Origin of the sequence: Cocleimonas flava, from assembly GCF_004339015.1 — a bacterium.
GTDB lineage: Bacteria > Pseudomonadota > Gammaproteobacteria > Thiotrichales > Thiotrichaceae > Cocleimonas > Cocleimonas flava.
This window is the reverse complement of the sequence record NZ_SMFQ01000003.1, coordinates 586,238-612,940: the sequence shown is the minus strand read 5'-3', so window position 1 is coordinate 612,940 and position 26,703 is coordinate 586,238. Positions and strand designations below refer to the sequence as shown.

The 26,703-nt window shown below is 39.8% G+C and carries 24 protein-coding genes; 13 read left to right on the top strand and 11 right to left on the bottom strand.

The window, feature by feature from the left end:
• Window positions 1–987: 987 nt before the first annotated feature.
• The 3 genes from EV695_RS08775 to EV695_RS08765 all read left to right on the top strand — a co-directional run bounded on the left by EV695_RS08775 (window position 988) and on the right by EV695_RS08765 (window position 2,651).
• Window positions 988–1,269 (top strand): YiaA/YiaB family inner membrane protein, encoded by a 282-nt coding sequence (locus EV695_RS08775; RefSeq protein WP_131905558.1) that lies wholly within the window; start codon window positions 988–990, stop codon window positions 1,267–1,269.
• A gap of 11 nt (window positions 1,270–1,280) precedes the next feature.
• Window positions 1,281–1,952, top strand: a complete 672-nt coding sequence (locus EV695_RS08770) for a PspA/IM30 family protein (RefSeq protein WP_131905557.1) — start codon at window positions 1,281–1,283, stop codon at window positions 1,950–1,952.
• 411 nt (window positions 1,953–2,363) lie between these two features.
• A complete protein-coding gene (locus tag EV695_RS08765) occupies window positions 2,364–2,651 on the top strand; it encodes a DUF1127 domain-containing protein (protein ID WP_131905556.1) in 288 nt (95 codons plus the stop codon).
• Between the two features lie 172 nt (window positions 2,652–2,823).
• Here EV695_RS08765 and EV695_RS08760 read toward each other — a convergent pair whose 3' ends face one another.
• The 3 genes from EV695_RS08760 to EV695_RS08750 form a co-directional block, all read right to left on the bottom strand.
• Window positions 2,824–3,156 carry a cupin domain-containing protein gene (locus EV695_RS08760; protein ID WP_131905555.1) on the bottom strand — a complete coding sequence of 111 codons (333 nt, stop codon included), beginning with the start codon at window positions 3,154–3,156 and terminating at the stop codon, window positions 2,824–2,826.
• A 131-nt stretch (window positions 3,157–3,287) separates the two neighbouring features.
• Complete coding sequence (locus tag EV695_RS08755) at window positions 3,288–3,572, bottom strand: hypothetical protein (protein ID WP_131905554.1); 285 nt, start codon at window positions 3,570–3,572, stop codon at window positions 3,288–3,290.
• An 88-nt stretch (window positions 3,573–3,660) separates the two neighbouring features.
• Window positions 3,661–4,314 (bottom strand): phosphoadenosine phosphosulfate reductase domain-containing protein, encoded by a 654-nt coding sequence (locus EV695_RS08750; RefSeq protein ID WP_131905553.1) that lies wholly within the window; start codon window positions 4,312–4,314, stop codon window positions 3,661–3,663.
• A 411-nt stretch (window positions 4,315–4,725) separates the two neighbouring features.
• Here EV695_RS08750 and EV695_RS08745 point away from each other — a divergent pair, with 411 nt between their 5' ends.
• On the top strand, window positions 4,726–6,114 hold the full coding sequence (locus tag EV695_RS08745) for a vWA domain-containing protein (protein WP_131905552.1): 1,389 nt from the start codon (window positions 4,726–4,728) through the stop codon (window positions 6,112–6,114).
• A 176-nt stretch (window positions 6,115–6,290) separates the two neighbouring features.
• On the opposite strand, the gene EV695_RS08740 is transcribed toward EV695_RS08745, so the two are convergent.
• Together EV695_RS08740 and EV695_RS08735 are read right to left on the bottom strand one after the other, a co-directional pair.
• On the bottom strand, window positions 6,291–8,057 hold the full coding sequence (locus tag EV695_RS08740) for an NADPH-dependent assimilatory sulfite reductase hemoprotein subunit (protein ID WP_131905551.1): 1,767 nt from the start codon (window positions 8,055–8,057) through the stop codon (window positions 6,291–6,293).
• Between the two features lie 223 nt (window positions 8,058–8,280).
• Entirely contained in the window at window positions 8,281–10,113 is a 1,833-nt protein-coding gene (locus EV695_RS08735) for an assimilatory sulfite reductase (NADPH) flavoprotein subunit (protein ID WP_131905550.1), read from the bottom strand.
• Window positions 10,114–10,258: 145 nt separating this feature from the next.
• Between EV695_RS08735 and EV695_RS08730 the strand changes: the two genes are divergently transcribed.
• The 6 genes from EV695_RS08730 to EV695_RS08705 all read left to right on the top strand — a co-directional run bounded on the left by EV695_RS08730 (window position 10,259) and on the right by EV695_RS08705 (window position 16,475).
• Window positions 10,259–11,167, top strand: coding sequence for a LysR substrate-binding domain-containing protein (locus EV695_RS08730; RefSeq protein WP_131905549.1), 909 nt, complete (start codon window positions 10,259–10,261; stop codon window positions 11,165–11,167).
• Window positions 11,168–11,317: 150 nt separating this feature from the next.
• Window positions 11,318–11,620, top strand: coding sequence for a c-type cytochrome (locus tag EV695_RS08725; RefSeq protein WP_131905548.1), 303 nt, complete (start codon window positions 11,318–11,320; stop codon window positions 11,618–11,620).
• A gap of 68 nt (window positions 11,621–11,688) precedes the next feature.
• Window positions 11,689–12,102, top strand: coding sequence for a hypothetical protein (locus EV695_RS08720; RefSeq protein ID WP_131905547.1), 414 nt, complete (start codon window positions 11,689–11,691; stop codon window positions 12,100–12,102).
• 458 nt (window positions 12,103–12,560) lie between these two features.
• Window positions 12,561–14,129 carry an inorganic phosphate transporter gene (locus EV695_RS08715; protein WP_131905546.1) on the top strand — a complete coding sequence of 523 codons (1,569 nt, stop codon included), beginning with the start codon at window positions 12,561–12,563 and terminating at the stop codon, window positions 14,127–14,129.
• Window positions 14,130–14,371: 242 nt separating this feature from the next.
• Entirely contained in the window at window positions 14,372–16,126 is a 1,755-nt protein-coding gene (locus EV695_RS08710) for a Na/Pi cotransporter family protein (RefSeq protein ID WP_207907022.1), read from the top strand.
• A complete protein-coding gene (locus EV695_RS08705) occupies window positions 16,116–16,475 on the top strand; it encodes a hypothetical protein (protein WP_131905544.1) in 360 nt (119 codons plus the stop codon). The genes EV695_RS08710 and EV695_RS08705 overlap by 11 nt, the downstream gene beginning before the upstream one ends.
• Before the next feature lie 36 nt (window positions 16,476–16,511).
• Here EV695_RS08705 and purN read toward each other — a convergent pair whose 3' ends face one another.
• Entirely contained in the window at window positions 16,512–17,180 is a 669-nt protein-coding gene (gene purN, locus EV695_RS08700) for a phosphoribosylglycinamide formyltransferase (RefSeq protein ID WP_131905543.1), read from the bottom strand.
• On the bottom strand, window positions 17,173–18,213 hold the full coding sequence (purM, locus tag EV695_RS08695) for a phosphoribosylformylglycinamidine cyclo-ligase (RefSeq protein ID WP_131905542.1): 1,041 nt from the start codon (window positions 18,211–18,213) through the stop codon (window positions 17,173–17,175). Before purM ends, purN begins: the two co-directional genes overlap by 8 nt.
• Before the next feature lie 664 nt (window positions 18,214–18,877).
• On the opposite strand from purM, the gene EV695_RS08690 reads away from it, so the two are divergent.
• The gene (locus tag EV695_RS08690) at window positions 18,878–19,930 is read left to right on the top strand and encodes an aldo/keto reductase (RefSeq protein ID WP_131905541.1); all 1,053 of its coding nucleotides are present in this window, start codon (window positions 18,878–18,880) and stop codon (window positions 19,928–19,930) included.
• A 129-nt stretch (window positions 19,931–20,059) separates the two neighbouring features.
• Here the strand turns inward: EV695_RS08690 and EV695_RS08685 are convergent, their stop codons facing one another.
• The gene (locus tag EV695_RS08685; RefSeq protein WP_131905540.1) at window positions 20,060–20,572 is read right to left on the bottom strand and encodes a hypothetical protein; all 513 of its coding nucleotides are present in this window, start codon (window positions 20,570–20,572) and stop codon (window positions 20,060–20,062) included.
• A 510-nt stretch (window positions 20,573–21,082) separates the two neighbouring features.
• Between EV695_RS08685 and EV695_RS08680 the strand changes: the two genes are divergently transcribed.
• Together EV695_RS08680 and EV695_RS08675 are read left to right on the top strand one after the other, a co-directional pair.
• Window positions 21,083–21,304 (top strand): KTSC domain-containing protein, encoded by a 222-nt coding sequence (locus EV695_RS08680; RefSeq protein ID WP_131905539.1) that lies wholly within the window; start codon window positions 21,083–21,085, stop codon window positions 21,302–21,304.
• Between the two features lie 253 nt (window positions 21,305–21,557).
• Window positions 21,558–22,580, top strand: coding sequence for an SLAC1 anion channel family protein (locus EV695_RS08675; protein ID WP_131905538.1), 1,023 nt, complete (start codon window positions 21,558–21,560; stop codon window positions 22,578–22,580).
• Between the two features lie 106 nt (window positions 22,581–22,686).
• Here EV695_RS08675 and EV695_RS08670 read toward each other — a convergent pair whose 3' ends face one another.
• From EV695_RS08670 to trhP, 3 genes are all read right to left on the bottom strand, one after another.
• Entirely contained in the window at window positions 22,687–23,982 is a 1,296-nt protein-coding gene (locus EV695_RS08670) for an esterase/lipase family protein (RefSeq protein ID WP_131905537.1), read from the bottom strand.
• A 134-nt stretch (window positions 23,983–24,116) separates the two neighbouring features.
• Window positions 24,117–25,052 (bottom strand): sulfur oxygenase reductase family protein, encoded by a 936-nt coding sequence (locus EV695_RS08665; RefSeq protein WP_131905536.1) that lies wholly within the window; start codon window positions 25,050–25,052, stop codon window positions 24,117–24,119.
• 146 nt (window positions 25,053–25,198) lie between these two features.
• Window positions 25,199–26,575, bottom strand: a complete 1,377-nt coding sequence (gene trhP / locus EV695_RS08660; RefSeq protein WP_131905535.1) for a prephenate-dependent tRNA uridine(34) hydroxylase TrhP — start codon at window positions 26,573–26,575, stop codon at window positions 25,199–25,201.
• Between the last annotated feature and the right edge of the window lie 128 nt (window positions 26,576–26,703).

Genomic DNA, 26,703 nt, shown 5'->3' with positions numbered 1-26,703 from the left:
CTTGTTATGTTTATATATAACTTATAACGATAAATATACCGTAAAGTATCAGCGGAATATGAATTATTAATAAAATATAATACTTTTTAAATTTACTTAACTCACTATGATACTTTGAAAAATTGGCAATACTTAGCAACCAAAAAATAAAATATAAAAAGCCTATAACAGGCAATAACCAAAAGGAAAGAGGTAGACCCCAAGAGCCATCACTGGTGATACTAGCTAAACATGCAATGTTAATTACAGAGACGCCTGAAAATATATAAGCCCAATAAGTTGTTATTTCTGAAAATCTTAGTGATTTGGATATAGAACTCATAAATTTAAATTGTCATTTACATGACACGCCTGTATTTTTTGGTACTTTTTAGTTTTTTGAAACATAACAGCTTATTATACAGACCCAAATAATATCTTACTATACAGATTAGCTCAATTTATGAGTGCTAATGACGCTATAGCTGGATGTTTAAAATAGTCAGGCATTAAATATCATACTATACGGAATGACTTGTTTTGGACGTAAAGATTATCTATTAAGAATAAGCAAGTACCTTTCAAGACTATTGTGAGAAATTATTCTCATTCATTTACTGAAATATGTCGATTTTTAACCTAGCTCTGAATTTTTATAAATTAGAAAAAAGTGCCTTAAAGTAGGGGGGTGACTTTATCTTTATAGACTTAGTCAGTTCTATTCATTGCCACACTCATATTTCCTCAAATCGAGTTTAAGTATCACTAATTAATACTCATAGGTGCGCTTATCACACTTTTTATTAGAATAATTGTTGATTGTAATACCTTTCTCTAATCTTCGTTTCCAGTTACAGGGACATACACATTCGGACTTGTAACTTTGCATTAATAACAACGTTAAAACTAAGTTCAAAACAACGTTAAAAACAACGTTTAAAACAAAGAGTATAAAACAGTTATTAACAAACAAAACGAAATGCTTTTTAAAGCAAAAGAGGAAAGACCATGAGTACTGCTACATTACAATCACTTCAATCTAATTCTACAGGCTGGTTACTTTTCGTAAGGTTGACCTTCGGCATATCTATCGCAGCGATGCTGGGTTTCATCTTCTTTATGGAAGGCAGTCTGTTAATGCGCGGTTACCTCGCATTGAACTCACTATTTTTGATTAGTTCGACAATCATTATGTCTAAAACCATGCGTGATGAACACGAGGCGCAGAGTATTAATCGCAAAATCAGTGAAGCGAAGACCAATAAAATTCTTAAAGAATACGCGGAATAGGAGGGTTGATTATGTTTGAATTTATACAGAAATTATCGACTGCCGCTCGCGGTGGTACTCGGGAAGTGTTGGAAAATGCGGTTGATGCGCAATCACTTCGAATCTTGTCGCAGGAGATTTACGAATGCGAGGCGAGCCTTAAGGAGTCTAAATTACATTTGTCGAATGTGGTGGCGGAAAAGCTCAGCATTAAACGCAAACTCGATGCGCAGAAACAGCGAGTCGCAAATAAGGAACAGGAGATTCGCGATACGCTAGAGCAGGGTGATGAGACTTCGGCATTGTTACTGGCTGAGGAATTGGCGCAGCTTGAAACCTGGGTGAAAACGCAGCAACAGCAACATGATCAGCTACAGGATTATGAGACGAATCTGCTACAGGCGTTAAAGCGCACGGCGTTTACGTTGTCGAAATACCGGAATGAGTTGAACATGGCGAGAGCGGTTGAGGAGACGCAAAAGAGTGTCGGCAAGATTTCGGTACATGCGAATAAACACAGCCACACGTTTTCGCGAATGCAGGAGTCACTGGATCGGATTAAGCTGAAGCATGAAAATTTCGATGACAAAATGCTGGCGATGCAGAATATCGAATCGCATATTCGCGGTGAGCCAGGTTCACAAGAGATTAACAAGAAGAGAGCCGAGGAGGTGCTCGCACGATTTAAGAAGTCGGTTGATTAACTGATGTTCTGTTCTTACGGTCAATTACAGTTAATTAACGTTGATTATAGTTAATTGTAGTTAATTGTTGTTAAAAACGGAGGAAATAATCGCAGGGTGTAATGTCGAAAATTGATGTTACATGCTGCGATTTTTTTTGTGAAATTTTACTGGCGGTGAAGGCGAAAATTTACTAAAGTACGCGCACTTCGAAAATACGCCACTTCAAAAAAGCGTATTGGAATAAAATAATAAAAACAAATAATTACAACTTTTTAATAATCACTATTGGTTACTAAAACTATACAATCAGGCAATATTAACTCGCTTGTGAAGTTCTCTTAAAACTCTAAAATTGACACATCGAAACGCAAAATGGTTTGCGCATTCGAATATTAAAATAATTTGAAAACAATTTAAGAGGTAAACACAATGATAGTAGGAAAAATAGTAAACGGATTAAGTAGTTTAGTCGGTGGCATCAATGAAGGCATGAGACTTTCTGGTTATGCACGTACAGCACAGGAATTACGCTTGTTATCTGATAAGCAATTAGCTGATTTAGGTATTTCAAGAGCGTTATTGGAAATTGGCGTAAACGCATACCCTTGGAAAGCAGAAGAAATTTCTAAGCTTATCCCTGATAATGTAACTACACTAAAAGCTAAAGAAGCTGTTACAGAAGCGCCACAGATGCCTAGAACACCTAAAGCTGCTTAATATTGTTTAAGCAGTCTTAGACTGTTTGTTCTAAGACAAGTAAACACCTGAAAATAGTAACAAGTAACTAAGTAGTAATTTTAAGTAATGCCCTCAGTAACAACGGCGGGCCAGTTAGTATAATACTCATCTATCTTGATAAGCGTATTGAGAATAGCAATAAGCCTGTTCTTTATAAAACGATAGTGAGTAAAACAACTGATTTCTGTACGCCACTCAAGGCGTGTTTTACACCCGCATCCAGGTACACTAATTGACCTTGTTGGATGGAGATTTCTTCATCAGGCAATTTCAATATCACGTGCCCTTCAATACATTGAAATACCGTTGCACCTGCTACACTACAATAATCTGAGTGATGCATATCTGCGCCCGCTTCAATCACAATGCGAGCAAGCTCCAGTCCTTTGGTTTTTGTAATGGCTTTGGATTGTTCTTTTTTTAAATCATTCGCCCAGGTTTTGAGGTCTACGAGTTCGCCGGATTTTGCATGATGGGTCGCCATTGTTGTTACACCTTTGGATTACAAAACAGAAAGTAACAGTTAGTAGACAGCATTCCGATGCAAATAACCAGATATCCTGATCTTGCTTGTGGGTTGTTTTATTTAACAATCAAAGCAACGCTTGAGATTAATTAAGCCGCTGTGGCAAATCGTTGCATGTGACGTTTGAATTTGAAATACACATCGAATATCTGGGTGGTATTTGAATCTGTCACGATAAAAAATGGCGCACGGTCCATATTATGTTTTAAGGCTAATTGAATGCCTTCTGATTGCGCATCGTTCACGTCCGCAACCACGATGCGATTTATATATTGTAATGTTCCATCTTTTTCTAAACGATTAGATACATCGATACATTTAGCGCACCATTCGCCGGTTGCCAGTTTCTTTTTTACAAAGATGATTTCTTGCATATTGCCCTTCCGGATTTTGCTGATATCCCTTGGCAAATAGTGATTGCCAAGGGGGGATTTGTCTCTACTGTGGCGTATGTTTTTTTGACTACGCCGCGTTTTCGATTGGCTGGTCTTCTACCTTTAAAGTGTGTAAACCACATTCGCGATCGCCTTCTGCTTTGGTCGGGTCGAAGTAGTTTGTTTCGTTAGGTAGGTTGTACTTTTCGATGTACGCGTCCATCTGCTCTAAAGTCCAATCGAGTAAAGGCGCTATCTTGGTTAAACCAAATGGGCCATTATCAACGTATTCCATGTCTGCGCGGACTGCTGTTTGTTCACGGCGTACTGCGGTAAACCAGACTTTATCTGTTTGTGAATTCATCGCGCGCTGGAAGGGCTCTAACTTGAATTGCTTGGTGAATTCTGCGTGACGCTCATCATCAATAGTTGGAATGCCGCCGAATACAGATTCTAAACGTACTGCCGTTACAGTTGGTGTATATACAGATACATTCAGGTTTAGTTCTTCGATTGCGGTTTCTGCAAATTCATAGGTTTCTGGCTTGTTTAAACCAGAGTCAATCCATACCACAGGAATGTCAGGTTTAACTTGTGTGAGCATGTGTAAAATGACGGTTTCATACGGGCTGAAATTTGTAGTCACAAACGCGTTTGAATCAGCTGCTAACACTGCTTTGATAATTTCCTGTGGTGATTTGCCTGTCACTTCGGCATTCAATTGTTCTATGTTGATTGACATGATGTCTCCTAAAAATTAATGATTATGTTTGTACTGAAAAGTGCTTATTAATAACGGTATTCAGTGTATGAATGCTATTATCATTTATATTTATCATCAGTTAAAACGATATAATTAGATTTAAGTATCTAACTTTTAGATAAGGGTATATGCCTTGATAATAGTGCTGGGGAGGAAAGAATGAATAAAAAAAAGGAAGGAACGAAATAAAAAAAGGCCTGTAAGTAGGGGGGTGACTTTGGATCGATTCATTTCTAATTATTTATTTTATTACCGGAAGAGAAAAGCTGATGCCGTTTCTTGATATTGACAGTCATCATAGACAACTCAATGAATGGTTGTTTTTTAATGATATTCAGAATATAACTTTTTTATACTCATGAATAACTATACAAATTAAGGGGAGCTGTAATGCTGTTACGTTTTTTTCTACTCGTGTTTTTCTCTGTTTTACTTTCTTCATGTACAAGTGTTTCTACAACTTCTACATCTTCCGCAACAAAAAATAAAGGGAGTGACGTTTCTAAACCTGTTTTGGAGCCTGCACCATCACCTAGGCCGGCTCCCGCTCCTGTAGCGTCTTCCCCTTCTTCTGCAAAATCTTTATCTGCTCCATCGGTCAGGGTAGCTGCAAAACCATCTTCTTCTTCGAGTTCGTCTGGCTTAACAAAGAAGCCCAGTCGTCCCTCGCATATACCTCAGTCAGGTCTTCTTACGGCGGGTGAAATTGATGATAATTTAAATTTTAAAGAGTTCAAACGCTACGCAAAGAGAGTTAAAGATAAACAAAATGGAAATGGTAATCTTGCTCAATACCCTTCGGTTATTGATAAGGGTGTGATTCATTTACAGGTGGTGGATACCACAGGTAGAGGATTGAGTAATGTGCATTTAAAAATTGCGGGACAAACTTACTATACGCGTAGCGATGGCCACTTCTATTTATACCCTGGTTATGAAATCCCTCAACTCGATTCATCAAAATTAACAGTAACCTTGTTATCAAATGATTCACAACGTAATCGAGCGCTTAAAACAACCGTCATCAATACTAGAAAAACAGGTGTACAAAAAATCACTCTAACAGGACAGCAAAATACACTGCCTAAAGGACTTGATCTGATGTTTGTTATTGATACCACAGGCAGTATGCAGGATGAGTTGAGCTATATTAAATCTGAGCTTAAAAGCATTATTAATCGTGTTAAACGGTTACATCCAGAAACTAGCATTCGCTATGGTTTAATTGTTTATCGTGATGTGGGTGATCAATATGTGGTACGTCATTATAAATTCCAGAACTCATTATCTGCAATGGAAACACTACTTAAGAAGCAAAATGCAAATGGCGGTGGTGATTACCCGGAAGCTTTAGATGCGGCCGTTGAAAAGGGTGTAAGAGCAGATTGGGGTAAAGGAAATCGCGCGAGATTGATGTTCTTGATTGCAGATGCTCCCGCGCATATCAACGGTGTAAACAAAGCCTTTAATGCCGCTAAAATTGCTCATCAAAAAGGGATACGTATTTATCCACTGGGTGCCAGTGGCGTTAAGGATGAAGCAGAATATCTGATGCGACATATTGCCTTAATCAGTAACGGTCGCTATCAATTCTTAACGGATGATTCGGGTGTGGGTAACAAACACCAAGAACCGAATGTGGCATGTTATGTGGTGACACGATTGGATCAACTGGTGGTCAGAACGATTTCATCGGAGTTATCGGGTCGTCGTGTAGAACCGAGTAAAGCTGAGATGATTAGAAAAGTGGGTAAGTATGATAATGGCTTATGTCTTTAGAGTCTTCTCAAGGTATTAGAAATAAAAGAGATGGAGATGTTACTAAAAAACACCCTAAAAGTAGGGGGGTGGTCTTCAATATAGTAATAAAGGCTTATCCGTTATTACATGATGTGTAATAACGGATAAGCGCAATCTTAGATTTAACTAAGTATCATCCTCAAGGAGAAGAAGAATTAATCGTGGAAATCTAGACCTTGTGTCGTTGCTTTGACGTATTCTGCTCTGATGACATAATCACCAAAGTGTTCGTCCTTATTTCTATTGTTAGCATAGTCGGTGAGTAATAGATCCATCTCTTCGAGGATTTGTTTCTCATCCAGATTCTCTTTATACAGTTTGCTGAGTCGATCACCCTGATGGCTTGAGCCAAGATACACATTATATCGACCCAATGATTTACCAATAAATCCGATCTCACCCATTACAGAACGACCACAGCCATTCGGGCAGCCTGTCATGCGGAATTTTATCTCATCATTAATCAAACCATTCTTTTCTAGAATGGGTTCTATTTTAGTGATTAAACTAGGTAAGTATCTTTCTGCTTCTGCCATTGCTAACGGACAGGTGTTTAGTGCAACACAGGCAATCGCATTACGTCGCAGTCCACTAAGGTGACTGGCATCAGCGGATAAACCATATTTGCTGAAGATCGCTTCAATTTTGTCTTTATCGTTTTCATCAACATCGACGAGCAATACGTGTTGATTACCCGTGAGTCTGAATTTACACACACCGAGTTCAGCGATCTCTTTTAAGGCTTGTTTTTGTTGAGAGCCTTCGACGTTTTGTACGCGACCATGTTCAACAAAACATAGTAGATGCCATTTGTCATTGGTCGCTTTATGCCAGCCAAAGTTATCCGCTGACGTTTTGAATTCAACCGGCTTAGGTGCATCAAGCTCGTAACCAAGACGTTCGATCAACATGGTTTGGAATGTGTCTAAACCCATGCGGTCGATGGTGTATTTTAAACGCGCCTGACTGCGGTCTGTTCGATCACCATAGTCACGTTGAATTTCTACGATTGTGGTCACGACTTCCAGTAATTGCTCTGGTTTTACATAGGCAATATCGGTCGCAAGTCGTGGGTAAGTTTCTGTGCGACCAAACGTCATTGCCAGGCCACCACCTACGGCAATATTGAAACCTTGTAGCACTTCATCTTTAACGATAGCGACGATGCCCACATCATTGGTGTAGATATCACTGTCGTTATTTGGTGGAATCGCAATCCCAATTTTGAATTTTTTCGGCAGATAGAGTTTTCCGTAAAGCGGTTCAACGGTTTCTTCAGGTTCAGGTGCATTAACCTGTTTTTTGCCTTCGCCATTACCTTCATCTAACCAGATTTCATGGTAAGCACGAGATTTAGGCAACAGATGTTCGCTGATTTTTTTCGCCCATGGGAAGACCTGTGCATGAATCTTTGATTGCGTAGGGTCAGGATCACACATGACGTTTCGATTGACATCACCACAGCCAGCAATGCTGTCGAGTAGTGCTTTATCCATCGCTTTGATTGTCTGCTTTAAATCAAACTTGATGATTCCATGAAATTGCACCGCTTGACGCGTAGTCAATTTGAAATCTTTATTGCCGTACTCGTCACTGATCGCATCGAGTGCAAGCCATGCATCCGAAGTTAAATCGCCACCAGGAATTCTGACGCGAATCATGAATGAGTAAGCAGGTTCTAATTTCTTTTCCTGACGCACGATTCGCTGGTCTCTATCGTCTTGTTGATAGGTTCCATGAAACTTGAGTAGGTAAGTGTCTTCTGCGGGAATCGATCCTGTTATTTGATCGGCAAAGGTATCGACTAAGGTTCCACGAAGGTAGTTACCTTTATCTTTCGCAACTTCCACTGGGGTGCTGTCATTGATTAACACGCCCTGGTGTTTGATGATTTCTTTGCTTGGGTCTAATACGTTTTTCATTGTTTTGTGTTAAATCATACGGAGTATTTCAGCGATATCAGTATTAACATTTCAGCTTATGTTTGCTGATCACTCAATCAATGAGTGGTTAATGGTGCTAACGGTTATGATGGCGCTAAAATTTTTTCAATATGATTAATCCTGTTCCTGTTTGTTCGTTGTTTTTAGCTTTTAATAAAAAACCCCCTGTAAGTAGGGGGGTGCCTATTACATTTTTTATCTGTTAGTAAACGTCGCGCTGGTACTTTTTATTGATCTTTAACTGATCGATATAGTTGCTTACACCGTCGTCATCTAAACCTGAGTGTTTACTAATGATTTTGTGAAGCGTGTCATGAACACCTTGTGCCAGTCTGTCAATATCACCACAGACATACAGCGTCGCGCCTTGCTCAATCCATTCAAACACTTGTGCTGATTCTTCTAGTAGTTTGTCCTGAATATAAATTTTCTCTTGTTGATCGCGTGAGAAGGCAACATTCATTTTTTCTAATGTGCCATTCTTCAGGAAGTGCTGCCAATCCGTTTGGTATAGGAAGTCACTCTGGAAGCGTTGCTCACCAAAGAACAACCAGCTATTGCCTTTCGCTTCACGTGCTTCACGTTCGTACAAAAAGCTTCTGTAAGGTGCAACACCGGTGCCTGCACCGATCATGATGATCTTGTCTTCATTGCTTTCAGGTAATGAAAATCCGCTATTAGGCTTGATGTGAACCGGGATTGTATCTCCCGCTTGTTTGTCGATTAACCAGTTAGAAGAGACACCAAGGTGTTTTCTATCGTTGTGATCATAGTAGACAGGCTTGATTAAAATATGTGCTTCTTCGGTATGCACTTGCTCACTGCTGGCAATTGAATACTGACGAGAGAACAGCGGACGTAAAATATATAACAAGTCTGCCGTCGCAATCTCTCCCGGGTAATCTTGTAATAAGTCGAGCAGGTCAGAACCGTGAAGGTATTGCTTTAATTGTTCTTTATCTGCAGTAAGCGCGTTTAGTGGTTCGTTGCTTACTAACTCAGCATAAGATTTTACAACTTTAGCCGTAAGATTCGCGATTTCTAATTTATGCGTTAGGGCATTGCGTAATGAGCTTGTATCGCCTGAAACAGTCACCAACTCGGTTTCACTTGCATCTAATTGTTTGATGATTGCATCAACCAGTTCAGTATTGTTTTCTGGCAGAATCGCAATGATATCGCCTGGTTCGTAGCGTAGACCTTCAGCTTCTGTTGAGATTTCGATGTGGTAAGCATCTTGCTCAGAATCATCTGTGGTCAGATTTGTAATTGCTAAAATCTCAGCGTGATACGGATTTGCTTCGCTCCAGCTTTGTGTTTCAGCAGTGTTAATCGCTTGTTTGCTATTGATGTCGATAACGACATGCTGAGCGTCATTCGATTCTGTTTTTTGATCGTTAAGCGCATCTAATTTAGAAACGATTTCCTGTTGCCAGCTTTTTGCACCCACTTCGAAATCAAGGTCTAGATCGACACGGTCATGAAAGCGTTTTGCGCCAAGTTCTTCAAATTTAGCATCAACATCAACACCTGTCTGGCAGAAGTCGTCGTAGCTAGAATCACCCAAACCAAGCACTGCAAATTCCAGGTTGTCTAATTTAGGTGCGCGGTCACTATAGATGAAGTTGTAAAAAGCCAAAGCTTCATCAGGTGCTTCGCCATTACCATGAGTACTGATCACAAGAACAACCTTCTGTTCTTTCTTTAATTGTTGCGGTCTGTAGTCCAGCAGGTTCTTTAAAGTAACATCAGCGCCTTTGGTTTTAAGTTCGGCACTTACTGACTCTGCAATTTTTTTGCTGTTACCTGTTTGGCTGCCGTACAATACCGTCACTTTTTCTGCGGTATGCAGTTGTGGGCTAGTTTGTGCGCTGGTTTGTGAAGTAGATAAATCGGTGATCTGATGCTGTAAGCCCGTATCGGCATTTGCAGATAAGCCAGAGAAATAACCACTCACCCATGCAAGCTGATTCGCATTAAGGCCTTCGACTGCTGAAGACACTTTCTGTATTTGTTGTTGGTTTAGTAATGTCATGATTATTTGCTCGCTTTAATTCGCTTTTTCATAAATGATTTAATTGCTGTGTTAACTGCCCAGCATTTTGTGGAAGCTAATATCTCTTAAAATAAACAACAATAAAAGTGATATAATTCGTTATCCTTATGTCATAATTAGATATATGAAAATTACACAATTACAATTACTCAAAATTTTATTAAATAACGGTTTAAATATTAGCGAAGCGGCTAAGCAGACTTATGTGGTGCAATCTGCGGTTAGTCGACAGCTGAGTTTGCTGGAAGATGAATTAGGCATGCCATTGTTTATCCGTAAAGGAAAACGGTTGGTAGAACCCACCCCGTTGTGTCTCGATATCTGTAAAGAAGTCGATCAACTCGAATTGGCGATGGATAATATAAGAGCGGTAGCAGACGACCATCGTGATGCCCGTGTCGGTGAATTACGTCTGGCAACAACCCACATGCAGGCGAAATACTTTTTGCCTGAAGTGCTGAATCAGTTCCGTGAAAAATACCCGAAAGTCAAAATTCACTTTCTTCAGGGGAAGCCAACACAATTGGTCGATATGCTGCATAAGCGTGAAGCCGATATCGCTGTTTGTACCGAAGAATTAGCAGAACACGCGGATCTGGTGAAAAAGAAATGTTATGACTGGAACCATGCATTGATTGTACCGCCAGGTCATCCGCTTGAAAAAGGTAAGCTCACGCTTGAGCGTATTGCAGAATTTCCTCTGCTTACCTATGTGTTTGGATTTACAGGTCGCACTAAAATTCATGAGACTTTTAAAGAAAAAGGGCTGGAGATGGATGTGACATTCGCGGCTACGGATACTGACGTGATCAAAAGTTACGTGCGGTTAGGCTTTGGTGCGGGAATTATCTCACGCATGGCGTATTCGGAGCAGAATGATAGTGATCTTATTATGCGAGATTTATCCGAGTTTTTTCCGTATTCCACGACCACAGTGGCGTATGTAAAAAGTAAGTTTATGAAGAGCTATCTGCACGATTGTGTGGATTTACTGGTAGAGCACGGGCGCAAAAATATGTCGCACTTATCGTGAAAACTCGTGTCTGAGGCAATCTGAATAAGTTCATACATTTACCTTATAAAGTATGACTATTTTGGGATATACAAAAATAATAAATAGTTGGTATGGTCTGTAAATAGCATTACTACTAATTAGACCCATTTATTGCCTTAAGGAGTATTTATGAAGTTTTTATCATTAGCTTTAAGTAGCCTCTTATTGTCATCAGCTTTCAGTGTATCTGCATTTGCTGATGAGGAAATGTCGGGTAAAGCCTTACACGATGAGAATTGCCTTAATTGTCATCGAGGTAATCACGACGAAAAATTCTACACGCGCAAAGATCGTCGTATCAAAGATTTTAAAGGTCTGGGGTCAATGGTGAGAATGTGTGATGCCAATTTAGGTACGTCTCTGTTTGACGAAGACATGGAAGAGATCACTGAATACCTGAACGATAGTTTCTACAAATTCCCTAAGCAGTAGATTGAAATTAATCATTTTTACCCCATCTTATAAGTAACAATAACTCATTAGATTAACAGGAGAAAACTATGTTTCACCCGATTGAAATACCTTTTGGCTGCGTCATGCTATTTAATGTCGTAGACCTGAAAGAGGGCGTTAGTATTGAGGATGTTGAGTTAACTCTCGGCGAAATGTGCAATGTAGTTAAAAATAACTATGGCGATGATAAAGGCGGTTTTATCGGTGGTCAGGTTTTTAAATACGCTGGGTTTATCTCAGAAGAAGGTTCGGTAGGTGCTGAGTCATCAGCCGAAAAAGAAAAAGCAGAGAAAGTGAAGACTGGTGAAGTTGCCATCATTACTTATTGGAAATCGTTTGAGCAACATGAAAAATCACATGCTGACAAACTGTTCAAAGAGAAGTTTGACGAGTTAGCAACCTTCTGTGATGACACTCATGAATTAGGTTATGAGATGTTATGGCAGGGTGTTCCTGAATAACGCATTTCCTCATTTAATTATGTTGTATAAAAAAGGAGTCACAATTAGTGGCTCCTTTTTTTTTGTAAAAGGCTTTTATCTACTCGTTCTCGTCTCTTATTTAAAGTCTCTTTATGAAATCCATACCTCATAACTTTCTATCTTTTTTATACAGACAAAATACATAAAATATGTCGGTAAATAAGTAGACAAATTTTGCTATAAAAATAGTTATTTAGATGTCAAATACTATCACTGTTGATATAGGTCATAAATGATGAGAATTGCTTTTACATAAGCCTTAACATGATCTATAAATGTAATCAGTAGACATTCATTCGACATATTTAGTCAAAGGAAGAAGAATGGGTGTGTATTACTAAGTCTATGAGAATTTCGCTTTTCTAAAAGCGTGATTTATTTCCCCTTAATGGTAATCAGAAGTTGATGCCAAAAGCATCAATGACAGGAATAACTGTATGGATTTGTCGAGCATAAATAAAATTGAAGAAAACACGGGCTTCAGTAAAAGTGAATCGCTGCGCATGGCTATCGTGTTGGTATTTATGATTGGTATTATGCTCTATACCCATTTTAATATTCCTGATGTTCCGCATCGAATCATGTTAATCGTGGCAGCGATGATCGGTGGTTATATGGCTTTAAATATTGGCGCGAATGATGTTGCTAATAATGTAGGCCCAGCGGTTGGTTCGAAAGCTTTGACACTGGTTGGGGCCATTTTGATTGCAGGTGTATTTGAAGCTGCAGGGGCATTGATAGCCGGTGGCGATGTGGTCAGTACCATCAAAAAAGGTATTATAAACCCCGATATTATTCAGGACAGCAATGTCTTTATCTGGCTGATGATGGCGGCATTACTGGCTGGTGCTGTGTGGCTAAACTTTGCGACCTCGGTGGGCGCTCCGGTATCGACAACTCACTCCATTGTTGGTGGGGTAATGGGGGCTGGTATAGCTGCCGGTGGTTGGGGAATTGTTAACTGGGACAAGATGGCTGCTATCGCTTCTAGTTGGGTCATATCTCCGGTGCTGGGAGGTTTGATAGCCGCAGGATTTTTGTACTTTATAAAACATACCATTACCTATAAAGATGACAAAATTCTAGCGGCGAAAAAGATCGTTCCGTTGTTGTTGTCATTAATGGCGTGGAGTTTTTCTACCTATTTAATTATGAAAGGTCTGAAAAAACTCTGGAAAGTAGATTTCCTAATGGCTTTTGTCATGGGCTTTTTCATCGCACTAGCGATCTATTTTATTATAAAGCCTCTAATTATTAAGGCGGCTGATAAGCTCGAAAACGAGAAAGACTCTATCAATAGCCTGTTTACCATACCGCTTATTTTTGCCGCAGCCATGCTGAGTTTCGCACACGGTGCGAATGACGTTGCTAACGCAGTGGGTCCATTAGCAGCGATCAATGATTCAATCACACAGGGTGGCATTCATAGTAAAGCATCAATTCCATTCTGGGTAATGATGGTAGGTGCATTAGGTATCGTCCTGGGCTTGGCATTGTTTGGGCCAAAACTAATTCGTACTGTAGGCAGTGAAATCACCGAATTGAATAAATTACGTGCATTTAGTGTTGCCATGGCAGCTTCGATAACCGTCATCATTGCCTCACAATTAGGATTGCCCGTAAGTTCTACGCATATTGCAGTCGGTGGTATTTTTGGTGTTGGTTTTTTACGTGAGTACCTGAAAAAGTCATACGAGCGTATGGTCGATGAAATCATTGATCATCATGAAGGTTCAGAGCAGCATGTGGTTGAAGTGTTTCTTGAAGACTTCCAGAAAGCCAATGTTGCGGGCAAACGTATCATGTTGAAAGAGCTGAAAAATAACAAAACTGATGCTCAGTTTACGAAACGCGAAACCAAAAGCTTGAAGAAGGTCTATCGCCAAGAACTCGTAAAGAGATCTGCGCTGTTGAAAATTGCGGCTGCATGGGTGATTACCGTACCCGCATCAGCATTACTGTCTGCATTGATTTTTTACACCATTAGAGGCGCGATGCTTCCCTAGTCTTGAAATCCTAGTCTTGTAATCTGAGTCTTGTAAGCTGAAAAGCCTTTGAAAGGCTTGATGCAGGGTTATGTGATTTAAGTAAGAGTTGTTTGATTTAAGAATAAGAAGGGTAAGAAAAATAATAGAAAACGTAATGAATAATCACTTCTATGTTTAGGAATATACTGCTTTTAAGTATTTTCGCTATATTGTCATACGGGTTTTGGGTTAGTCCTAACCTGAAAGAGATTACTGCGGGCGTGGCCATATTTTTGTTTGGCATGCTTTCTCTGGAAGAGGGCTTCAAAGCTTTCACCGGAGGGTTATTAGAAAAAATCCTGAATAAAACCACCAATGGTTTATGGAAGAGTATGAGTTTTGGTGTGGTGACGACCACGCTCATGCAATCTAGCTCATTGGTTTCGGTCATCACCATTTCTTTCTTGTCTGCAGGTTTGATCACGCTAGCGTCGGGTATTGGCATTATTTTTGGTGCCAATCTGGGTACCACAACAGGCGCCTGGTTGGTTGCTGGTTTGGGCTTAAAAGTTAATATATCCGCCTATGCGATGCCAATGTTGGTATTTGGCATTATTCTGGTTTTACAAAAACCAAAAGAGTTAAAAGGTATTGGCTATATCCTGGCGGGTTTAGGCTTTTTATTCCTCGGTATTCATTATATGAAGGAAGGGTTTGAAACCTTTCGTGAGCATATTGATTTGACCGCTTATGCCTTATCAGGATTAAAAGGCTTATTAATCTATACCCTAATCGGAATCATCGCCACCGTAATCATGCAATCAAGCCATGCGACTTTGGTGTTGATTATCACTGCGCTGGCTAGTCAGCAAATTACCTATGAAAACGCCTTGGCGCTTGCTATTGGAAGCAATGTCGGGACGACTGTAACAGCGATCATCGGTTCGATCAGTGCGAATATCAATGGTAAACGTTTGGCGATAGCGCATCTGGTTTTTAATGTCGTCACCGGGTTGGTTGCCATTACCTTAATCGCTCAACTGATTACAGCAGTAGATTGGTTATCGATTAAATTGGGTATAGCCAGTGATAACTACACCTTGAAGTTAGCGGTATTTCATACCTTATTTAATTTACTTGGCATCGCCTTGATGTTGCCATTTATTAATAAGCTGGGATTGTTCATTACCAAACTATTACCAGAAAAAGAACATGAAATAGCTGAACCTCTGTATTTGAATGATGCGGCTTTGGAGCTGCCTGAGATGGCGTTAGAAGCCGTGCGTAAAGAAACCTTTAACCTCTATAAATACTATTTTGGCATTGTCTGTCACGGTTTGAGTTTTAGAGAGAGGGATATTAAGTCATACATACCGGTAGAAGAGATTATTCAGTCACACAGAAAACCGATTCCGGTCAATATCAAAGAAGAATATACCAATAAAATAAAAGGTCTCTATGCAGAGATCGTTAACTTTATTGGCAAGGCGAATGAGAATATGACGCAAGAACAAAGTAATGAAGTATTTGAATTACGTTCTGCGGGAAGAGCCATGCTGGAAAGCATCAAAAGTATCCAGCATCTGCATAAAAATCTGTCACATTATATTAACAATCCCAACCCATATATTCGTGCAGAATATAACCAAATACGTTTTCGGCTGGGTTCTATTTTAAGGGGATTGTCTGATTTGCAGAACGATCCTGATGAACATAGAACCGCTTTAGCCACACTTGAGGCAATGAAAGTGGGTGTATTAGAAGCCGATAAGCAGTTTTTTACTGATATGAATCAACTAATCCGCGAAAAACATATCACTGGAGTGATGGCGACCTCACTCATGAACGATCATAGCTATACTAATAACATTGCCAACAAGCTGATAGAGATCGGCACAATTCTGTTTAAGAGTCAGAATACAACATTGCATGAGATTGAAAAGAGTCTGATGCTTGATGAAAAGGAGACCGCCGAGGCAATTGCCGCACGTAAAACAACAGAGCAGGGAGCAAAGGAGGGTAAGCATGAAGATTAGTGAATTAATTGATAAAGCTGATGAATACCTTGGCGTCGAAAATCGAAAACGTAAATCCAAAATTAAGTGCTTAAAGCACGTGCTGGATAAATTACGTAAACGTGAGAAAAAGCTCGAATTAAAATTCGCAGAAGGGCGCGGTAACAAAGAAAAAATATCAAACGAACTAGCCTTGATTCACGCGCATCGAAAAAAAGGTTTAAAGCTCCTCAAGCAATTAAAAGAAGAACAAAAAGAATCAAAGCGGAGTAATGATACTGTTATTGATAAAGATGATAACGATAACGTCAAAGATATCGACAAAGACAATGAGCAAAAAATGGACAAGGATACAGACGATAAATCTTAAGGTATATCTAAGGCCTAGTGGTTTATTTACCCAGCTCTAGCTGTCTGTCAGTCTTTTCTTCAGGGAATCTAGCATCGGTTTCCCGTCATATAAAACATCGCCATTGTTATAGGCTAAACGACCTTCAGCCAAAATTTTCACGGCATGCGGATAAATCTTATGTTCGATTTGATGTACGCGTTGAGCCAGAGATTCTGCATCATCATCTTCTTTAATATCGACGATACCTTGAATGATTACTTTGCCAGCATCCAGTTCTGGAATGACAAAATGCACACTCGCACCGTGATCAGATTGTTTGTCTGTCAATGCTCGTTGATGCGTATCAAGACCTTTGTATAAAGGTAATAGAGAAGGGTGGATGTTGATTAGTTTACCGTTGTAGTGCTCAACAAAACCATCGCTGAGAATACGCATGAATCCAGCCAGCACTATTAAGTCTGGCGTGTACGAATCAATCAGTGTTTGCAGTTCTAAGTCGAATTCTTCTCTTGACTCGTAGTGTGTATGATCGAGCACTTTGGCATCAATGCCGTATTTTTCAGCGCGTTCCAGACCATACGCATTTGCGCGATTACTGATAACCGCTGTTATTTTTGCATCGATATTTCCAGATTCGATATTGTCGAGAATCGCTTGTAGATTACTGCCACTTCCGGAAATTAAAACAACGATTTTAAAATCGTTGGAATCAGGCTTAGACATATTCGATATGTGGCTCAGTCTCAGTAGAGCTTTCGATAGAACCGATTACCCAGTTATTGATGCCAGCATCTGTAAAGTGTTGCTGAATACTTGCAGCATCGTCTTTATCAACCACTGCAACCATGCCAATACCGCAGTTAAAGGTGCGTAGCATTTCCTGCTCTTCGATATTGCCCTGCTGTTGCAGCCAGTCAAAAACGGCTGGTTTTTCCCAGCTATTCAAATCAATCACGCCTTTGCTGTTTTCTGCCATAACACGCGGTAGGTTCTCAGTAAGACCACCACCTGTGATATGCGCAAGGGCATTGATTTTGTGTTTTTTCAGTGCCTCTAATAATGGTTTAACGTAGATCTTGGTTGGCGCAATTAATGCTTCGCCCAAGGTTCCGCCATCAAACGCATCAGATAGAGATGCTCCGCTAACTTCTAGCACTTTACGAATCAGTGAGTAGCCATTTGAATGTGGTCCTGTAGATGCAAGTCCAATCAGTACATTGCCATTTTCGATATTTGCAGGGTCTAGAATTTCTGATTTTTCAACGACTCCGACACTAAATCCGGCAAGGTCAAAATCACCTTTGGCATACATGCCAGGCATTTCCGCGGTTTCGCCTCCGATTAACGCAGCGCCAGATTGAACACAGCCCTCTGCAATACCTTTAATAACATCTTCTGCGATGTCATTGTCTAACTTTGCGGTTGCATAGTAGTCGAGGAAGAATAAGGGCTCAGCACCTGTGACGATAATGTCATTCACACACATCGCAACTAGATCAATACCGATGGTGTCGTAGATACCTGCTTCGATAGCAAGTTTCAATTTTGTGCCTACACCGTCTGTTCCCGATACTAAAATCGGTTCTTTATAGCCTGTAGGTAATGACATTAAACCACCGAAACCACCAAGACCACCCATTACTTCAGGGCGTGTTGTGCGTTTTGTGTGTGGTTTTATACGATCAATTAAGGCATTACCGGTATCAATGTCGACACCAGAATCACGATAAGTTAAGGGCGTTTTAGAATCAGGCATAATGAGTGCAAAGGGGGTATTTTAAAAAAAGCGATTCTAACACGAAACTAGATCAGTTCTGCTGGATTTATTCGAAACTATTGGGAAGAAATCAGTGTTTTTTTGAAGAACAGCCGTGATTTAGCAAAGAAAGGTGGAGAATTCGAAATGAAAGCGTAAAAAAATGGCTGGCGCACTAGATGGTCTTAAGGAGGAGGAAATAATATCTAGCTGCCAGCCAACACAATCACCAAAAGAGACATGTTTGGTAGGCATATAATAGCGAATGCAACATCCCGTATTTTGACTTAAGTCATCTTTTAAAAATTTAGTAAAAAAAAGTGCCTATAAGTAGGGGGGTGGAAACAAAATAAATCTGCATAAGACAAAAAAACACAATTTGTATGTGTTACTTGGTTGTGGGTAGAATTCTATTCTACTATTAGATAGATGTTACATAGATGATATTGATGTTACTTAGAATTAAAGATATGAAAATGCCAGATATAGGTTTGAAATCACAACTGAATCTACTATCTACTGTGCTTTCTCAGTAACTTAATTAGTAACTTAGCTAGGAACAAAGCGTCAACATAAAACACATTAATAAACAATGTAGACAAAATACATATCCAAATATTTATTAATAAATAATCACCCAAAGCGAGAGTGCAAAAGAAATAATATGAAAAAAGTAAAATTAGGCAGCAGTGATTTACAGGTTTCCGAGGTTTGTCTCGGATCGATGACCTGGGGAAGTCAGAATACAGAAGCAGAAGCTTTTGAGCAGATTGATTATGCTCTGGATCAAGGGATTAATTTTATCGACACTGCTGAGGTTTATGCTGTTCCACCAAAGGCTGAGACGCAGGGTTTGACCGAGACTTACATCGGTAACTGGTTGGCCGCAAATAAAGATAAACGTGAAGATATTGTACTGGCTTCTAAAGTCTGTGGCCCGGGAATCTCGTGGATTCGTGATGGTAGCAAGATCACAGGCAAAGGGCTAAAAGAAGCATTGGATGGCTCGCTGAAACGTCTACAAACTGATTATATCGATCTGTATCAGTTGCATTGGCCAAATCGCCCATTCCCACATTTTAATCGCCACTGGCCACAAGATGTCAACTATGCAGAGATCGATGTAGCTCAGGAGCGCGAGGAGCATCTGGAAATTTTAACGGCTTTGGGTGACTGCGTAAAAGCAGGAAAAATTCGTCATTGTGGTTTATCTGATGATACGCCTTGGGGAGTGAATGAATATTTACGTTTGGCTGAAAAGCATGATCTCCCTAAAATGGTATCGATTCAAAATGAATTCAACATTCTTCATTTAATGGATTCTCCACACTTAATTGAAACCTGTGTATTGAATGATGTGGCTTATCTTCCGTGGTCACCGTTGGCAGGTGGCGCATTGTCGGGTAAATACCGCAATGGTGCCTTGCCGCCTAATTGTCGCTGGACGATCGAACAGCGTAACGGCATTTTCCGTGACACCAGCCAGTCACACGCGGCAATTGAAGCATTGTATAAAGTAGCGAGCAGTCATAACCTGTCATTAACGCAAATGTCTCTAGCATGGGTGTATCAGTTTAATGGAGTGACATCTTCTATTATTGGCGCGACCTCGATGGAGCAGCTCAAGGAAGATATCGACGCTTATAACCTGACGCTATCTGAAGAGGTGTTGGCAGGAATTGATGATGTGATTAAGCAATTCCCTGTGCCTTTTTAACCAACACTATTCATTACTAAATCTATTCATGGCACCCCCCCTACTTACAGGGACTTTTTTAAAGGCCTTAAAGTAGGGGGGGGGGCAATATCCTGTAATCACCATCGTTGACGATTAACGATTGGGCACTTAAGCAAAAGGCTTTCCTTTTAGTAACTCCTTCGATAGGTAAGTCATGATGCTTTTGTAGCTATCCGGATATTTATTCTTGCCTCTCGATTTTATTTTTATTCTTTTAGAACTATATTGAATAAACCAGTTTGTCCCATCCATTATATTAGGGTTAATGTATTGCTTGTCCCAGTTGACTACATCTAACTCAATAAATTTACTTTCCAGCTTTTCGATATCCTCTGCGCTTAACGTTTGTTTTTGCCATTCGCTGGTAACCCCTTGTTTATAAGTTCGGTATGAAAGTACATTGTCTTTTATTTTTACGACATACGTTGTTCCGAAAAAACCTCCCACGCGAAAATCAGCACTGACGTTCTGGATGAGCTTTCCATTGTTGTGATAATTCTTTTGATGCGCGCTGGATGAACAACCATGCATGAGGAACGCGCAAGTCATCATTAAAACAAATAAAGTGGTTGCTCGGGCATTATGAATCAGGATTGATTGTTTATAGGCTGTTCTCGGCATGACATTCCTCATGTTTTGTCTATCTATTACTAGAATATAATCGAGTGATGGCTCATATTATCCGATCTGTAAGTAAAGTTTTATCTAACATTATTTAAAAGATGGAAATTGGGAAAATCCAACCTCCGGTTTTTTCGTTAATTCTAATTGTAAAACTACTTATCATTGAAAAGGCGAATAGATGAATACGTGTTTTTATGGTGTAACTAATTTTATTTAAGTAAAAGCGAGAAACAAATAATTTTTCAAAAATGTGACAAATTACCATTTTATAAAGGTTAAAGGTGGTAGTTTGGTAGACGGCTTTCAAGTTGCGGAGAAGAGAGGCCAATTTTCTGTAAAATTAACATGAACCTTTCTTTAGGTAGTGCTTACTTACCATAAGACTTAATTTTACGAGTCCATTAAAAAACAATTTAATAAAAAACTATAATGTATTTTAATGTTGCGCTAATATATTGTTATAAATAACAATTTGTTCAGTGTCGCTAGGGAAATAAAGGAAAAAATATGGTTGAATGGGTTACTGTTAAAACCTCAAGAATAAATAGAATAGGTTACAGCAGAGAAGTAAATACGATGTTTATAGATTTTCAGGGCAGTGAGATTGATACACCCTACGTGAACGTTCCTGAAAATGTTTTTAAATCTTTTGCCGCGTCAGATACGATCAATAAGTTTTTCAACGAACATATCGACGGTAAATTCAAAGTAGAACACGTAGGCAGTTAATAATAAATCCTGCGCTTTGCCGTTCATCAAAGTACTTATTGAAGGTAAGTATTTTGATTAACTGTAGTTAATTTCAATCATAATCAAAAAAAAACATCTCGAATTTGCACATGCAATATCGAAAGTATTGGTGTAAATATTTACCATAATTCATTCTAAGGCGAAGTCAGTTTTGTGTTTTATCAATGACGACTTCATCTTACTGTCCCAATATCCTAACTAATATGTAAACAATCTATATAGGATATGGATTATGGAAAAATCACAGCACAACTATGCAGAAAACAACAACGCAGAAAACAACAGTGTTGAAAACCACATCGCAGAAAAAAACCGTTTAGAAAACTTTCCGGTTTCTTTTTTCTCTGTCGTAATGGGTCTTTGTGGCTTAACCATAGCATGGGAGAAAGCTCAGCACGCATACAATCTTCAAATGGCTATCACGCCTGTTTTAGTGGGTATTGCTACAGTAGTATTTGTCTTGTTGTTTGTTCTATATGTAACGAAAATAGTCAAATACACTTCCAGCGTTAAAAAGGAACTCAAGCATCCTGTTAAATTAAGTTTTTTCCCCAGTATTTCGATTAGTTTTATCCTGCTTTCAATAACGTATTTGAACATCAATGAAGCTATTTCACGTCCCTTGTGGATTATCGGAGCCATATTGCACCTAGGGTTTACCCTTTATATCGTGAGCGCCTGGATGCATCACGAACACTTCAAAGTGAATCATATAAATCCGGCGTGGTTTATTCCGGCGGTAGGTAATGTGTTAGTGCCAATAGCTGGTGTGACGCTTGGCTATACCGATGTGTCATGGTTTTTCTTTAGTATTGGAATGATGTTCTGGATCGTGTTGATGACTATTTTCTTCAACCGCATTTTGTTCCATGACCCAATGGATAAGCATTTACTGCCCACACTTTTTATATTGATTGCTCCACCAGCGGTGGGTTTTTTGGCGTATATGCGACTCAATGGCGGCATGGATAATTTCGCTCATTTTCTTTATTTTGCGGCGTTGTTTTTAACGTTACTGCTATTGTCGCAAACGAATCGATTTATTCGTTTACCGTTTTTTCTTTCATGGTGGGCTTACTCTTTTCCACTTGCCGCCATCACCATCAGCAGTTTTGTTGTTTATGAGAATACCCAAAAAGACATCTATCTATGGATAGCGAGTGGGTTGCTCGTATTAGTGACTATTGTCGTTGGAATAATAATCGCGGCAACGCTGAATGCGATCCGTAAAAAAGGTATTTGCGTGGGTGAATAATAACGAGAAACACTGTTTTCAAAACAACTTTCAAAGTTTACTGTTATAAATTGGCTTCAGTATCTCAGTATTAGTTGTCGAAATACTGGAGCATTTAATGTATCTCTTAAAAGACGATTTCAGATAGTCGTTGATTTACCTTATCCAGCATTTCTTGATGCTCAAGAATGCCAACATGGTCAACATCAAACCCATACACTTCTTCGGCGTGAGATTGCACAACGGGCAATAACTCACTGCTGAGTGTCACCGTACCATCGTTATTTTCACTGTTGATTAAGCTCAAGTTACCTTTATAACTAAAGAGTAAATGATGTTTGACGGGTGTTTTCGCAATCTGCTGTTGCAAGCGTTTTAAGTAAGGACTTCCGGGCGCAATATCAAACCATACCGGAATCACTACAGGCGCGCCTTCAATGCCCCATGTGGCTGCTTTATGACCATTCCAGGGTGTAGAGATAGAAATAAACAAAGGGATATCAACCTCTCTTTTTTGAGATAATTGGCGTTCAATAATACTACGAGCCAACAAACCACCCATACTGTGTGCAATAACCACGTATTGATCAAAATGGTATTTTGAACGCAGCTTGTTAATCTCTCCTGAAGAGTGAGAGGCGATTAAATCCAGACGTAACCCAGAAGGGTATTGCAGCACCCACGGTTGAAACTTGTTTGTATCGACACTGGCTATTAGTGATTTAAGGTCAGCACCCGAACCTCCAATGCCATGAAAGAATATGATTGGGATTTTTTTAGGGTCGTAATCCTGCAGGAAAAATACCCCGTGTTTTTGTTGTTTCACAAATTCCAGTGGATGCCATAAACCTAATTGACCAACGGAATGAGAAAGTGATGGGTCAGTTATTTTAAGGATTCTACCTAGTGTCTTATTATTCTTTAGCGTTATTAGCTGTTGATAGTTAGCATCATAAATAGAAGGCATATCGATGCTAACTTCTGCGGGTGGTTTTAATGTGATTTGTATCGGAGGTATCTGTTTGCCGCTAATCACTTTCAAGGCAGACGGTTTACCATACCAGCCCGCCGATTCATTTTTCTGTAAAATGAAGTCCTGATTAATATCTGCAAAAGCAGCGACATAATAACTATCTTCTTCAGTCAAAAATTCAAAAGCAGAATTTCCATAAACGACTGTAGATTGTAAAAGGGTATATTTATTTTTCTTGCCTTGCTCTTTTACTCTCGCTTTTTCTTTCCCTTTTTTAAATAAACCTATAACAATTGGCGTATCAGGTTTTTTAGCGTTTTGGATTTTCCCTGTAATTGTTACAGCGCTGTCAATTTCCTTGATCTCCTGATTTGTTTTAATCAGCGAACAACCTGATTGGAGTGTTAATAGCATTAACAAAAACAGGCTTTGAGCGTTTCTAAATTTCATGGAATGAAAGTATCATGAATTGACGCATTCAAAGCTGACATCTCTCAATAATACTGAGAACGAAAAACAGCGTTAAAGTAGGGGGGTGTATCAATAGCAAACTATATTAAACAGACTGCTATTGAAATAAACTTTTATTTATTACCGTTTAAAATTTCTCGATTACTTTGTTCTCTGAACATCGAATCAGACATTCTTACCGTAGGCATGTGCAAACAGTTGTTTAAAACTTTTGGGCCATGCTGGAATAATAATTCTGGCTTAACATTTACATGTGGCATCCCAGCTTGTGCAGCACCCAAAGAGTCCCATTCAACCATCACTAGATATTCAGCCGGAATGGTATAACCTTCCCATACTTCTGCGGTACGTTTGAGTTTGCTCCCGGAACTGTTTTTCATATCTTCCATAATAGATTCTACAGTCGCATGACCACTGCCTAATGTTGATATGCCAATACGCTTAAGTATTTGATAACCAACCATACCGCTAGTTGCTTTCAACCCTTCCATGGTGGCAATTTCACCTTCTTCAAATTCTGCTTCAGCACCGGGTTTAATCTTATGCGTCGCCATTACTGTAACTGAGTTACCCGAATCAACCGCGTAACCATCTGCTTTGCCTTCTGCACTTTTTCGCAACCACTGGGTCATTGAAATTAATGAAGGTAGATCACTTTTCACCACGCGATAAACAGGCTCTTCAGGCCCCTCAAGCAATACATCACCACATCGTGCGCAGGTATCAACGACTACATCTTCAAACGTTTCGTGGAAGTCTTCATGAGCTTGCCAGGAATCCCAGTAAGTGATTTGATCAATCCAGATATGAGAAAGCTCATCGCTCATGTCTGAACTAGCTCCCCAGCGCATTCCCATCGGACAACTACCCACTTGTTTCATTAAATCAAAGCCACTGAAACCTGGTGTCAACGATGTTGCCAAGCACATTTTCGCGCTCGCTTGTTTCATCATGCGCATAAGATTCGGATCGTTTTTCACCAGTACTTTATTTATCGCAACATAAAGTGGTGATTTTGGTTCGGCATCAAAAAGTTGTTTTACGTCCATTAGAGTGTCCTTATATAAATAAATTAATGATTTTAATATTACAAAAATCTATACATTTAATGTAGAAACCTTAAAAAAGCATGGTGTTCCATTCGTTTCTACACTTAAAAAACTACTTAAAAGTAGGGGGGTGACTTAAAAAGTATCTATTTCAAATAGCGTGATATCAATACACGGTCACCTTCGATGCCAAGCTCTTTAATAGGTATCCTTACGGTATGGCCACTGCCTGGTGCGACATCAATCGTTTCACCTTTGAGTGTTTCCATGTGATCCAGAGTGACTTCAATATTCTTACCGTTTGGCATCACGAACTCCAAGCGGTCATTAATGCCAAAGCGGTTTTTTACTTCCACATCCATAAAGCCATTTTCGTGATCGACCTGAATCGCTTCACCGACAAATTGTGCGCGATTGCTTTGAGACGCATTAGCCATGTAGCTTTGGTACTCGTGCGTGTGATGACGCTGGTAGAAACCATCGGTATAGCCACGGTTGGATAAGTTTTCTAAAGTGCCGAGTAAATCGGTATCAAATTCTCGTCCTGCGACCGCATCGTCAATCGCTTTACGATAGGTCTGTGCAGTGCGCGCGGCGTAATAATGAGACTTGGTACGGCCTTCGATTTTCAAACAATCGACGCCAATTTCACACAAGCGCTGCACGTGTTCTACCGCACGTAAGTCTTTGGAATTCATGATATAGGTGCCGTGCTCGTCTTCCATAATCGGCAACAATTCACCGGGCCGTTCTTTCTCTTCGAGGAAGTAAACCTCATCAGCCAGTGGGTGACGTTGTTGATCGCCGATACCGGGATTATTCAGAATATCTTCTGACAGGATTACAGGCTTAGCCAAATCAGTATTTACATCTTCAGGACTGAAAATACCTTCCTCCGTTTCAACAGCGGGTTTGGTATCGTATTTCCAGCGACAGGAGTTGGTGCAGGTTCCCTGATTCGGGTCGCGATGGTTGAAGTAGCCCGATAGTAAACAGCGCCCCGAATACGCAATACACAATGCGCCATGCACAAACACTTCCAATTCCATATCAGGACATTCCTGACGGATTTCTGCGATTTCATCCAGTGATAGTTCACGTGATAAAATCACACGCTCAACACCCATGGTTTTCCAGAATTTAACCGTGGCATAATTGACGGTATTCGCCTGTACCGATAAATGAATCGGCATATCTGGCCACGCTTCACGTGCCATCATAATCAAGCCAGGATCCGCCATAATAAACGCATCGGGTTTCATTGCTGCTACTGGATCAAGGTCTTTGATGAAGGTTTTGATTTTGCTGTTATGTGGTGATGAATTAACCGTTAGATAAAACTTCTTATCCAGCGCATGCGCTTCGTTGATTCCCTGAGCGAGTTTTTCATTTAAGAATTCATTATTGCGAACGCGAAGACTGTAACGCGGTTGCCCCGCATAGATCGCATCAGCGCCATACGCAAATGCATAATGCATACTTTTTAAAGTGCCAGCAGGCGCGAGTAATTCAGGTTTTTTCATTGGATAACATTGGAAGCGCTAAAAAGCGGGAGTCTAGCATCGAACAATATCTGTACCAATGCAGGCTTTAAGTTGCTATGACATAGATCAAATTAAAAAAAGTGCCTGTAAGTAGGGGGGTGACTTTG